A 12,020-nucleotide genomic window follows, 5' to 3' on the forward strand; every position below is an offset into this window, starting at 1 on the left:
TGCCAAGGGCCGCGGCCATCGCCACAACGACGAACATCATCACGAGCACACCGGCCATGATCCGGTTCCGGGTCTTCGGGTCCACGCTTCGAGCCTAACCGGCCCCGCCCAGCACCCAACGGCCGACCACCTCGTAGCGGGGCTGTTCTCCCGGCACCCCGGACTTCGGCAGGTTGCTCCGGACCAGTGTCAGCTCCCGCACCTCCCAGGTCCGGCTGGTGAACCCGTCGAGCACCTCCAGATACGGCCCCACCTCCACGGCCTCCCGGCTGCGGGCCACCGTCAGATGGGCCTTGTACCGCCGGTGCTCCCCCATCTCCACCCCGGCCTTCCGCCCCGCCGCCTCGGCCCGCTCGGCGAGCAGCCGCAGCGCGGGCAGATCACCCTGGGCCCCCGCCCACACCGCCCGCCCGTGCCCGAACTGCCCACCGCCGCGCACGGCCAGCGGGAAGGACGGCGTACGCCGGGCCGCCCGCTCCAGCCGCACCGACAGCTCCGGTACGAGGTCCTCGTCGACCTCGCCGTAGAAGGCGAGGGTGAAGTGCCAGCCGGGTACGCCGGTCCAGCGCAGCTCGGACGCTCCGGGGAGCTGCCTCAACTCAGCTACTTTCAGCGCCAGTTCGTCGGACACGTCCTGCGGAGGCAGCACCGCGGCGAAGAGTCTCATGGAGGTCAGCCTGTCACCATGAGGGCATGAAGATCAGCATCAGGGACGGCGGTCCCGGCGACATACCCGTGATCCTCGGCATGCTCGACAGCTGTGTGCGATGGCTGGTCGCACAGGGGCGTCCCGGCCAGTGGGGCACCGAGCCGCTGTCCGCGAGCCCGAGGACGGTGGAGTCCGTCGCCCGGTACATCGACGAGGGCAGCGTGTTCATCGCCGAAGCCGACGGCGTACCGGCCGCGACCCTCACGATCACCGACTCGCCCGGCGCCTATCTCGCTCATCTCCCGCCGCCGGGCGAACCCGAGCGGTACATCCACTGGCTCGCCTCCGACCGCCGCTTCAAGGGCCACGGCGTGGGCGGCGCCCTCCTCGCGCACGCCGCGGAGGAGACCCGGCGCGCGGGCGTCGCCCTGCTGCGGGTGGACTGCTACGCGGGCGGCGACCGCAAGCTGGTCGCCTACTACGAGGCCAACGGCTTCACTCCGACGGCGACGTACACCGCCGGGGTGAAGGGCGACTGGCCGGGCCAGGTACTGGCCATGCGGGTGCTGCCGTAGGACCTACGCGGCCGCGGCCAGCTGTTCCTGGGTCTCTCGTGGTTCGAGGCGGACGTGCGGGTGGCCGTGGTTCCAGCCCATCGACAGGCGGAGGTTGCCAATCCGGGCCAGGACCAGGCCGATGGTCACGGCCGCCGCCGCGGAGATCGCGCCGCCCGACGCGAGGCCGGCGCGGACGCCGTACGCGTCGGTGACCCAGCCGGCGATCGGTGCGCCGACGGGCGCTCCGCCCATGAACACCATCATGTACAGGGCCATCACGCGGCCCCGCATGGCCGGGTCGGTGCTCAGCTGGACGCTGCTGTTGGCGGTGACGTTGACCGTCATGCCGAACATGCCGATCGGGACCATGAGCAGCGCGAACAGCCACAGCGAGGGGGCGGTCGCGGCCACGATCTCCAGCGCGCCGAAGGCCACCGCGCCCACGACGAGCACCCGCATCCTGGCGGTGCCGCGGCGGGCCGCGAGCAGGGCGCCGGCCAGCGAGCCGACGGCCATCAGGGTGTTGAAGAGGCTGTAGGAGCCCGCGCCGGAGTGGAAGACGTCGTCGGCGAAGGCCGAGAGGAAGACGGGGAAGTTGAAGCCGAAGGTGGAGACGAAGCCGACCAGGACGATGGTCCAGATCAGATCGGGCCGCCCGGCCACGTAGTGCAGGCCTTCCCGGAGCTGTCCCTTGCCGCGCGGGGCGCGCTCGACGACGTGCAGTTCGCGGGTCCGCATCATCAGCAGGCCGACGAGCGGGGCGACGAAGGACAGGCCGTTGAAGAGGAACGCCCAGCCGGTGCCGACGCCGGTGATCATGACGCCTGCGACGGCGGGGCCGATCAGGCGGGCCGACTGGAAGTTCGCGGAGTTCAGGCTGACCGCGTTCTGGAGCTGGTCGGGGCCGACCATCTCGGAGACGAAGGTCTGGCGGGCCGGGTTGTCGACGACGGTCGCGAGACCGGCGGCGAAGGCGGCGAGGTAGACGTGCCAGACCTGGACGTGGCCGGTCAGGGTGAGGGCGGCGAGCACGAGACCGGTGGCGCCCATCGCGGACTGGGTGAACAGCAGCGCGCGGCGCTTGGACAGCCGGTCGACGAGGACACCGCCGTAGAGGCCGAAGAGCAGCATCGGCAGGAACTGCAGGGCCGTGGTGACGCCGACGGCGGTGGCAGAGCCGGTGATGCTGAGCACCAGCCAGTCCTGGGCGATGCGCTGCATCCAGGTGCCGATGTTGGAGACGACCTGGCCGACGAAGAACAGGCGGTAGTTCCTGACCTTCAGCGAGCTGAACATGGAGGACTCGGGAGGGTCCGGGGTAGTAGGGGTCGGTGCGGGGGCGGAGTGTGTTCCGGGACCCGTACTCAACGGCGTTCGCCTCCTTGGTGCGGCTTACAGGTGTGCGAGTTTCTCCAGGACGGGGGCGGCGGCGCGCAGTTTCGCCCACTCGTCCTCGTCGAGGTTGTCGACCAGGGCGGCCAGGAAGACGTTCCGCTTGGTGCGGCTCTCCGCGAGCATGGCCTCGGCCTGCTCGGTCTTGGTGACGACCTTCTGGCGCCGGTCCTCGGGATGCGGCTCCAGCCGGACCAGTCCCTTGGCCTCAAGGAGCGCCACGATGCGGGTCATCGACGGCGGCTGGACGTGCTCCTTGCGGGCGAGTTCGCCCGGGGTGGCCTTGCCGCAGATGGAGAGGGTGCCCAGCACCGACATCTCGGTGGGGCTCAGCGACTCGTCGACGCGCTGGTGCTTGAGCCGACGGGAGAGTCGCATCACGGCTGATCGCAGGGAGTTCACGGCGGCAGCGTCGTCGCCATGGGTCAGGTCAGGCATCTCTTTAGCATAACTCATTACTCTCGCTAAACAAGCTGGAGTGCGCGAGGATTCCCGTGACCCAGGCCACTGAAACCCGATCTTCACCCGTACGAGTGAGTCGGCAGCGGAACGTGAACGGCGCTCCCCCTCGGCGGCGACCCTCGTGTTCATGGGGACCAGCGTGCTCAGCCTGCGGATAGACGGGGAGCTGCTCGACCGGCTCCGGGACCATGCGGCGAAAAGGGGGATGAGCGTCCAGGACTATGTGCTCCGGACGCTCGTTCGAGACGACTTCGACGAGCGGTTCCAGACCGCCGTCGACGAGACGGAGAAGTTCTACGGGGTGACGTGAGCGCGGCTCACGTGAGACCCAGCGCCGGCATCAGGTAGTAGAAGCCGAACACCGCCGCGACGACGTACATCGGCGCCGGAACCTCCCGGCCCCGGCCGGCCGCCAGGCGCAGGATCACGAAGGTGATGAAGCCCATGCCGATGCCGTTGGTGATCGAGTAGGTGAACGGCATCATCACCATGGTGATGAAGGCCGGGATCGCGATCGTGTGATCGGCCCAGTCGATCTCCTTGACCGAACCGGCCAGGATCAGGAAGCCCACCGCGAGCAGGGCCGGCGTCGCCGCCTGGGACGGGACCATGGTGGCGACCGGCGTGAGGAACAGCGCGATCGTGAAGAGACCGCCGGTGACGACGTTCGCGAAGCCGGTCCGGGCGCCCTCGCCGACGCCGGCCGTGGACTCCACGAAGGCCGTGGTGGCGGACGAGGAGCTCGCGCCGCCCGCGGCGACCGCGAGGCCGTCAACGAAGAGGACCTTGTTGATGCCGGGCATCTGACCCTGGGCGTCGGTCAGCCCGGCCTCGTCGGAGACGCCCATGATCGTGCCCATCGCGTCGAAGAAGCACGACAGCAGGACCGTGAAGACGAAGAGGATGCCGGTCAGCACGCCGACCTTGTCGAAGCCGCCGAAGAGGCTGACCTTGCCGAGCAGGCCGAAGTCGGGGGTGGCGACCGGGTTGCCGGGCCACTTCGGGGTCGTCAGGCCCCAGGACGGGACCGTGGCGACGGCGTTGATGACCACCGCGAGGACCGTCATCGTGACGATCGAGATCAGGATCGCGCCGGAGACCTTGCGGACGATCAGCGCGAGGGTGAGCAGGGCGCCGAGGATGAAGACGAGGACGGGCCAGCCGGTGAGGTGACCGTCGCCGCCGAGCTGGACCGGGACGGTGGTGTGGGCGACGTCCGGGATACGCGAGACGAAGCCCGAGTCCACGAGCCCGATCAGCATGATGAACAGGCCGATGCCGATGGAGATCGCCTTGCGCAGGCCGAAGGGCACCGCGTTCATGACGCGCTCACGCAGGCCGGTGGCGACCAGCAGCATCACGATGAGGCCCGCGAGGACCACCATGCCCATCGCGTCCGGCCAGGCCATCCGGGGCGCGAGCTGGAGCGCGACGACCGAGTTCACGCCGAGCCCCGCGGCCAGCGCGATCGGGACGTTGCCGACGACGCCCATGAGGAGCGTGGTGAAGGCCGCCGTCACGGCGGTCGCGGTGACCAGCTGCCCGTTGTCCAGGTGGTGGCCGTACATGTCCTGGGCGCTGCCGAGGATGATGGGGTTCAGCACGATGATGTAGGCCATCGCGAAGAACGTGGCGAAGCCGCCCCGGATCTCCCGTGGCAGGGTGCTGCCCCGCTCGGAGATCTTGAAGTAGCGGTCGAGGGCGGTCGGCATTGGATGTTCCTACGAGCAGAAGCGGACAGGTGTAGACCGGTTCAGTATGAACGTATCAGTCGGATGGTGGCGATCTCCGCGCGTAGATGTGATCACCTCGTAAGCTGTCCCCATGGCCGCGTTTTTCTCGGGAACCCCCAAGCACGAGGCACCGGAGCCCCTGGAGGGCCCGGTCGTCGCGACGATCACAGGCGGCACCGTCCTGTGGTTCGCCCTCTTCCTCGTGCAGCTCCCCTTCTACGGCTGGTTCGAGGACCACGACCGCACCTGGTGGGTGTGGACCTGCCTGGCCGGAGGCGTGCTGGGGCTGTACGGCACCTGGTTCGTGCGCAAGCGGGACGCGGCGATCAAGAGGGCGGCCGCGTCGGAGACGCCGGCCGACCCTGATGCCGAGTGACGAGCAGCCCCTAATACCAGGGCATCACCCGCCCGCGTCCGTCTCCTCCCCAGGTCGGAACTTCCGGTCACTCGGCGGGTGAAGCCGTAAAACCGCACGTACCGTCGAATGCATGACGCACACCGACCCGGGCACCGAACTCGACCCTGTGCACCCCACGGTCATCCCGAGGCCGGTGACCGGGCTCACCACGGCCGAGGTCGCCGAACGGGTGGCGCGGGGTCAGGTCAACGACGTGCCGGTGCGCAGCAGCCGGTCCATGGCGGAGATCGTCCGGGCGAACGTCTTCACCCGGTTCAACGCGATCATCGGTGTGCTCTGGCTGGTCATGCTGTTCGTCGCACCCTTCCAGGACAGCCTCTTCGGGTACGTCATCCTCGCCAACACCGGGATCGGCATCATCCAGGAGTGGCGGGCGAAGAAGACCCTCGACTCGCTCGCGGTGATCGGGGAGGCCAGACCGACGGTACGGCGGGACGGGGCCGCGACCGAGGTCAGCACCTCGGAGATCGTCCTCGACGACCTCATCGAGATCGGGCCAGGCGACAAGGCCGTGGTCGACGGGGTGGTCGTCGAGGCCGACGGCCTGGAGATCGACGAGTCCCTGCTCACCGGTGAGGCCGACCCGGTGGTGAAACGGCCCGGCGACCAGGTGATGTCCGGGAGTTTCGTGGTCGCGGGCGGCGGCGCCTTCAAGGCGACCAAGGTCGGCCGCGAGGCCTACGCCGTCCAACTCGCCGAGGAGGCCTCCCGGTTCACGCTGGTCCACTCCGAGCTGCGCTCCGGCATCTCCACGATCCTCAAGTACGTGACGTGGATGATGGTCCCGACCGCGATCGGCCTGGTCATCAGCCAGTTGTTCGTCAAGGACAACGACCTCAAGGAGTCCATCGCGCGCACGGTCGGCGGGATCGTGCCGATGGTCCCGGAGGGGCTGGTGCTGCTGACCTCCGTCGCCTTCGCCATAGGGGTCATCCGGCTTGGCCGGAAACAGGTCCTCGTCCAGGAACTCCCGGCCATCGAGGGCCTCGCCCGCGTCGACACGGTCTGCCTCGACAAGACCGGCACCCTCACCGAGGGCGGCATGGACGTCACCGAGGTCAGGCCGCTCCAGGGGGCCGACGCGTCGTACGTGCACAAGGTGCTGGGCGCCCTGGGCGAGTCCGACCCGCGGCCGAACGCCTCGCTGCAGGCGATCATCGACGTCTACCCGGACGTCGAGGAGTGGCGCTGCACCGAGTCGCTGCCGTTCTCCTCCGCCCGCAAGTACAGCGGCGCCTCCTTCAGCGAGGGCGACGGCGAGGTCGGCACATGGCTGCTGGGGGCGCCGGACGTGCTGCTCGACGAGGAGGATCCCGCTCTCGCCGAGACCGGGCGGCTCAACGAGCAGGGCCTCAGGGTGCTGTTGCTGGCCCGGGCCGGCCGGGACCTCGACGATCCCGAGGTGGCCCGGGGAGCACAGCCGACCGCCCTGGTCGTACTGGAACAGCGGCTGCGCCCCGACGCGGCCGACACCCTTCGGTACTTCGCCGAACAGGACGTCCGCGCCAAGGTCATCTCCGGGGACAACGCGGTGTCGGTCGGGGCGGTCGCCGCCAAGCTCGGGCTGACGGGTACGACCGTCGACGCACGCCAACTGCCCGAGGATCAACAGGAGATGGCGAAGTCCCTCGACGAGGGCACGGTGTTCGGGCGGGTCACCCCGCAGCAGAAGCGGGACATGGTGGGCGCGCTCCAGTCGCAGGGGCACACGGTCGCGATGACCGGTGACGGGGTGAACGACGTGCTCGCCCTGAAGGACGCCGACATCGGGGTGTCCATGGGCTCCGGCTCGGAGGCCACCCGGGCGGTCGCGCAGATCGTGCTGCTGGACAACAGTTTCGCGACCCTGCCGTCGGTGGTCGCGGAGGGGCGGCGGGTGATCGGGAACATCACCCGGGTCGCCACGCTGTTCCTGGTGAAGACCGTGTACTCGGTGCTGCTCGCCGTCCTCGTGGTGTGCTGGCAGGTCGAATACCCCTTCCTGCCCCGGCATCTGACCCTGCTGTCGACGCTGACGATCGGCGTCCCGGCCTTCTTCCTGGCCCTCGCGCCCAACGGGGAACGCGCGCAACCGCACTTCGTGCGGCGGGTGATGCGGTACTCGATCCCCAGCGGGGTCGTGGCGGCGGTCGCGACCTTCGTGACGTATCTGATCGCCCGTCACCACTACACGGGCAAGGGCGCGTTGGACGCAGAGACCAGTGCGGCGACGCTCACGCTGTTCCTGATCTCGATGTGGGTCCTGGCCATCGTCGCCCGCCCCTACACCTGGTGGCGGATCGCCCTCGTCGCGGCGATGGGCCTGGCCTTCGTGGTGGTCCTGGTGGTGCCGGGGCTCCAGGACTTCTTCGCGCTGAAGCTGGTCGGGGCGACGATGCCGTGGATCGCGGTGGGGATCTCGGTGGTGGCGGCGGCCGCCCTCGAACTCCTGTGGAGGTGGGTCGACCGCCGCGGTTCCGCTTAGCGCTGGGCTTCAGCCGGAATGCGTCCGTTGTGTGTTGTCCGCGGCGCCGTCGTGGCTTGGCGCGCAGTTCCCCGCGCCCCTATGGGGCGCGGATTTACCGGACGTCGATGTAGTCCGCCGCCGAGTTGACCGGCGACGTCGTGGTCGTGCCCGCGAAGACGTAACGGAAGGAGCCGTCCGCGGTGGCCTTGACCGTGGTCTTCAGCGCGCCCGTGGTGCTCGTCTTGATGGTCTTCAGGGTGCTCCAGGTGGTGGAGCCGCTCTTCTTGAACTGGAGCTTGACCGGCTGGGTCGAGTAGCCCGCGTTCTTGTTGGTGTCCCAGTTGGCGCGGGACAGCTTGCCCGTGACGGTGATCGTCTTGCCCTTCTTCACCGGCTCCGGGGAGGCGTCGGTGGTGAGGGTGGCCTTGCGCTGGAGCTTGGCGGTGCCGAGGTTGCCCTGCCAGGTCAGCGCCTCGTCGGACACGTTGACCGCGAGCGCGCCCAGCTTCCAGCTGCCCGCCTCGCTGCTGACCAGGTCACTGGTCTCGTCGGAGCCCTTCGGGCGGAACTGGATCTTGGCCGAGCACTTCAGGACCGTCGAGGAGGACGCCGTGCAGGTGCCCTCGTCGTCGCCGAAGAGGATGTCGTCGGAGGTGGTGCCGAGGGTGGCACCGCGGTAGAGGACCGGCCCGGTCTGGAAGGAGCTCGCGCTCAGGCTCGCGGGCTTGGTCACGGTGTACGTCGCCGAGACCGTGACGGTCGCCGTCGGGCCGACCACGATGTTCTTGCCGGCGTTCACCTTGAGCGCCGAGAAGGTGACGGCGGGCCCGGCCGTGGCGGCCTGGGCGGACGGCACGGCGAGGGCGGAGAGGGCCACGGCGCCGGAGGCGGCGAGGACGAGGGCGCGTATGCGCATGTGCGATCCCCATGAGGAGAGAAGTTCTCGGAGTCTGATGACTCAGGGAGAAGACTCGCGACTCATGGGACTGGTTGTACGCGTGGGGCGTATTTTTGACCGCACATGCGCAACGCTTTACTTCCCGTTGATCTGTGCGACGACCTACTTGACGTCGACGAAGTCACCCGCGGCGTTGACCGCCGGGGTGGTGGAGGTGCCCGCGTAGCTCCAGCGGAAGTAGCCGTCGACCGTGGCCTTGAGCGTGGTCTTCAGGTCGCCCTTGGTGTTGGTCTTGACCGTCTTCACGGTGGTGTAGGTGCTGGAGTCCTTCTTGCGGAACTGCAGCTTCACCGGCTGGGTCGAGTACCCGGCGTACGTCCGGCTCTCCCAGTTGGCGCGCGTCAGCTTGCCGGTGACCGTGATGGTCTTGCCCTTCTTCACCGGCTCGGGGGCGGCGTTGGCGGTGAGCTTCGACAGGCGCTGGACCCGGTGGGTGCCGTAGAAGTTGTTCCAATAGACGCTGCCGGCCTCGTCGGCGGCGAGCGCGGCGGCCGCCACGTGCCAGGTGCCGGCCAGCGTGTTCATGTAGAACTCCCTGCCCGCGTCGACCGTGATGGTCAGCTTGCAGTTCGAGGTCGTGGCACTGACCGCGGTGCACGTGGCCGTCTGCTCGTTCGGAGCGAGCACCCCGTCGATGTGGGAACGGTCCTTGCCATGCCACAGGTCGATGTACGCGTCCTGGATACCGCCGGAGTGACTGGCGGTCAGCGACACGGTGTAGGTCTTGATGCCCGTCGTACCGGCCACGATGCTCTTGCCGCCGTTGACCTTGACATTCGAGACGACCGGCAGTTCTTCGTCAGCGGCGGCCCTCACAGCCGCTCTGGAGACGCCGAAACGCTCCGCGGCACTGGGCTGGTGGATGCCCCCGCCGTCGGCCTGCGCGGCCGGGACGGCGAGGGCGGAGAGGACTAGGCCGCCGGAGACGGCGGCCACGGCGGTGCGGATGCGCATGTGTTCCCCCAGGGACTGGTCGTGGAGCCTGACGGCTCGTGGGGTCAGATGCGTACCCGGGGTGAAGCGTTGCAGGAAAACGGGGCTGATTTTTTGCGAGCCCTTGGTCAGACCTTCGGCCACATGGTCTTGCCGACGGCGAGCGCGCCCTTCCCGTCACCCGCGTACAGACGCAGGTCGCCCGCTGTCGTCACACCGGCGAGATCGCCCTGGCCGTCGCCGTTGAAGTCACCGCCGAGCACGACACGCATGCCGCCCCAGGTCTTGTCGGGCCACATCGAGCGGGCCTTGTCGAAGGTACCGTCGGTCTTGCCCGGGTAGAGGTGGAGCGCCCCGTCTGCGGCGACCGCGGCGATATCGTCGCGCCCGTCACCGGTGAAGTCGGCCGTGGCGATGAGCTTCTTTTTCCACGTCTTGTCCGGCCACATCGACTTCTTCTGGTTGACCAGCTCGCCGTTCGCGTCCCGCTTGTAGGTGTAGAGGGATCCGTCGGGCCACTGGAAGAGCAGGGTGTCGCGTGCAGCGGTACCGGTACGCAGGGCGGCGACGGGCAGGCCGTCCTTCCACCCGGCGTCGGACCACAGCACGGACCGGTCGTAGCGGCCCAGCGGCCAGACACGCTGGCCGTACAGGACGAAGGTGCCCTCGTCGTCGACCGAGATCAGTTCGGGACCTCGGGTCTTGTCGAAGTCCCCTGCGACGAGCCGCTTCTGGGTGCTGCGTCCGACAGCGGTCAGATAGCTGCCGAACTGGAGCGTGCCGTCCGCCCTGCCGTGGAACACCTGTGCGGAGCCGGTTTTCATGAGTGAGGCGATGTCCGTACGGCCGTCCCCGTCGAAGTCGGCCGCCGTCATGACGTCGGTGATCTGCTTCTGCCGGGAGCTCAGCCGGACCTGCTGGACCCAGTCCGCGATGTCGTCGACGCGAGTGGCGACGGCACCGGTACGGCTCTCACGGGAGTTGAGGCAACCGCCGTCCCAGGAGGCGCTGACCACGCCTATGACCCGGCCGGAGCCGTTGAGCACGGGCCCGCCGGCGTCGCCCTTGCACAGGGCAGCCCCGGCGGCGGCGGGCGAGATGGCGAGGGTCGTCGGATTCACGAGGTCCACGTTGAAGGTGCCGACGTGGGCGCGTTCAGGGGTCCATGCCAGCTTGGTCCGGCCGTAGCCGACCGTTCTGAGCGGGTCGCCCTGGGCCGGTGCGGCCTCGCTGACCTGGGCGGCCGCGATGTCAGGGAAGGGGCCGCCCAGCGCGTTGTCGGCGGAGACCGGGTTGAAGCGCGCCAGGACCAGGTCGCGACCGGCGTAGGGGACGATCTCCTGGACCTTCTGGTCGCGCTGCGCGGTGGCCGTCGGCTTGTTGCCGTCGGCGGTCACCACGGCGGGAAGGGGCGGTACGCCCTTGGCGAGCGTGGTCGCCTGCTGGGGATCGGGGGCGAAGCAGCTTGCGGCGGTGAGGACCCACTGGGGGTCGACCAGAGTGCCGGAGCAGGCGCGTTCGTTGTCGGTGCCGCCGGCGACATGGACCTTGACCGTGTACTGATCGCCGTCGTCAGCGATCTGGTCGCCTACGACGGACTGTGCCGGGGCGGCGGCGAACAGACCGGTCGTCAGACCGGCGACCGCGAGTCCGGCAGCCCACATCATGCGCGTTCCGCGCGGACGGGCGTCTTTCACGTTTCCCTCGAATCCCGGAGTGTTGTTGGCTGTGGGGCGCATGGGTCCGGCGGTCAGCCCGTGACCCGGAGCTCGACGAGCACGGAGGGAGCGCCTCCGGCCGCCTCGCCGACGGACTCGAACCCTCCTTGGGGCACGGCGACCGTGGTGGTCTTGCCTGCCGCGGTCAGGTCGGCACTGATCGGGTGGTCCGCGGCCTCCACGGCGAAGACCTGGGAAAGTTCGAGGGTGAGGCGGCCGCTCTTCCCGAGCGCCGTGAAGCAGTAGGTGCCCGCCCGGTTGGCGGAGTCGTCCCTGCGGGTCAGGACCCGAATCTGCTGGGCGGCCGCATCGCAGTCGGCCAGCAGTACACGCCCGTCGCCCTTCTTCAGCTTGATTCCCTTTTCGGCCAGGATTTGATCGGCCCCGGGGTATCCGTAGTCCTCGACCGCGAAGGGCGGATTCGAGTCCCCCTGAGATTGCGGCGGGTCATCGGCGGAAGCCACAGAAATACCGGCGAGCGTGGCACACGTGACCACGATTCCGGAAGCAATGAGATTTCGGGCACGAAAAGGCACCGAGAATTCCCTTCGAAAATACGCATGACTGAGTCGCAGCCGTCCGCAGCTGCTAGTACACCCTGATGAGCCGGTCACGCACAAGCGCACCGGGTCCCCGTTCTACCCCCTGAAGATGCAAGTCCGGATGATCCTCAGCTGGTCAGGCCGGGCACGTCCGAAGCAAAGTTAAGGCCCAGCATATGCATAGTGGAGGTCAACGTCAATACACATTCAGT

At 68.7% G+C, this 12,020-nt stretch carries 12 protein-coding genes; 4 read left to right on the plus strand and 8 right to left on the minus strand.

Annotated elements, in window-relative coordinates:
• Positions 1-94: 94 nt before the first annotated feature.
• Complete coding sequence (thpR, locus tag OHT57_RS22585; RefSeq protein WP_328748296.1) at positions 95-667, minus strand: RNA 2',3'-cyclic phosphodiesterase; 573 nt, start codon at positions 665-667, stop codon at positions 95-97.
• Between the two features lie 26 nt (positions 668-693).
• Here thpR and OHT57_RS22590 point away from each other — a divergent pair, with 26 nt between their 5' ends.
• The gene (locus OHT57_RS22590) at positions 694-1,224 is read left to right on the plus strand and encodes a GNAT family N-acetyltransferase (RefSeq protein ID WP_328748297.1); all 531 of its coding nucleotides are present in this window, start codon (positions 694-696) and stop codon (positions 1,222-1,224) included.
• Positions 1,225-1,227: 3 nt separating this feature from the next.
• On the opposite strand, the gene OHT57_RS22595 is transcribed toward OHT57_RS22590, so the two are convergent.
• Together OHT57_RS22595 and OHT57_RS22600 are read right to left on the minus strand one after the other, a co-directional pair.
• On the minus strand, positions 1,228-2,502 hold the full coding sequence (locus tag OHT57_RS22595; protein ID WP_328748298.1) for an MFS transporter: 1,275 nt from the start codon (positions 2,500-2,502) through the stop codon (positions 1,228-1,230).
• 96 nt (positions 2,503-2,598) lie between these two features.
• Positions 2,599-3,036, minus strand: a complete 438-nt coding sequence (locus OHT57_RS22600) for a MarR family winged helix-turn-helix transcriptional regulator (protein ID WP_328748299.1) — start codon at positions 3,034-3,036, stop codon at positions 2,599-2,601.
• A gap of 145 nt (positions 3,037-3,181) precedes the next feature.
• Here OHT57_RS22600 and OHT57_RS22605 point away from each other — a divergent pair, with 145 nt between their 5' ends.
• Positions 3,182-3,370, plus strand: coding sequence for a ribbon-helix-helix protein, CopG family (locus OHT57_RS22605; RefSeq protein ID WP_328748300.1), 189 nt, complete (start codon positions 3,182-3,184; stop codon positions 3,368-3,370).
• A 7-nt stretch (positions 3,371-3,377) separates the two neighbouring features.
• Here OHT57_RS22605 and OHT57_RS22610 read toward each other — a convergent pair whose 3' ends face one another.
• The gene (locus OHT57_RS22610) at positions 3,378-4,772 is read right to left on the minus strand and encodes an NCS2 family permease (RefSeq protein ID WP_328748301.1); all 1,395 of its coding nucleotides are present in this window, start codon (positions 4,770-4,772) and stop codon (positions 3,378-3,380) included.
• A 112-nt stretch (positions 4,773-4,884) separates the two neighbouring features.
• Between OHT57_RS22610 and OHT57_RS22615 the strand changes: the two genes are divergently transcribed.
• Both OHT57_RS22615 and OHT57_RS22620 read left to right on the plus strand, forming a co-directional pair.
• Entirely contained in the window at positions 4,885-5,169 is a 285-nt protein-coding gene (locus OHT57_RS22615) for a DUF2530 domain-containing protein (protein WP_328748302.1), read from the plus strand.
• Positions 5,170-5,281: 112 nt separating this feature from the next.
• On the plus strand, positions 5,282-7,675 hold the full coding sequence (locus OHT57_RS22620) for a cation-translocating P-type ATPase (protein WP_328748303.1): 2,394 nt from the start codon (positions 5,282-5,284) through the stop codon (positions 7,673-7,675).
• Between the two features lie 94 nt (positions 7,676-7,769).
• On the opposite strand, the gene OHT57_RS22625 is transcribed toward OHT57_RS22620, so the two are convergent.
• The 4 genes from OHT57_RS22625 to OHT57_RS22640 form a co-directional block, all read right to left on the minus strand.
• Positions 7,770-8,573 (minus strand): hypothetical protein, encoded by an 804-nt coding sequence (locus OHT57_RS22625; RefSeq protein ID WP_328748304.1) that lies wholly within the window; start codon positions 8,571-8,573, stop codon positions 7,770-7,772.
• Positions 8,574-8,717: 144 nt separating this feature from the next.
• A complete protein-coding gene (locus OHT57_RS22630; RefSeq protein ID WP_328748305.1) occupies positions 8,718-9,569 on the minus strand; it encodes a DUF5707 domain-containing protein in 852 nt (283 codons plus the stop codon).
• A 107-nt stretch (positions 9,570-9,676) separates the two neighbouring features.
• The gene (locus tag OHT57_RS22635; RefSeq protein WP_328748306.1) at positions 9,677-11,215 is read right to left on the minus strand and encodes a trypsin-like serine protease; all 1,539 of its coding nucleotides are present in this window, start codon (positions 11,213-11,215) and stop codon (positions 9,677-9,679) included.
• Between the two features lie 83 nt (positions 11,216-11,298).
• A complete protein-coding gene (locus OHT57_RS22640; RefSeq protein ID WP_328748307.1) occupies positions 11,299-11,730 on the minus strand; it encodes a hypothetical protein in 432 nt (143 codons plus the stop codon).
• Between the last annotated feature and the right edge of the window lie 290 nt (positions 11,731-12,020).

It is taken from the genome of Streptomyces sp. NBC_00285, assembly GCF_036174265.1.
In the GTDB taxonomy this organism is placed as follows: domain Bacteria; phylum Actinomycetota; class Actinomycetes; order Streptomycetales; family Streptomycetaceae; genus Streptomyces.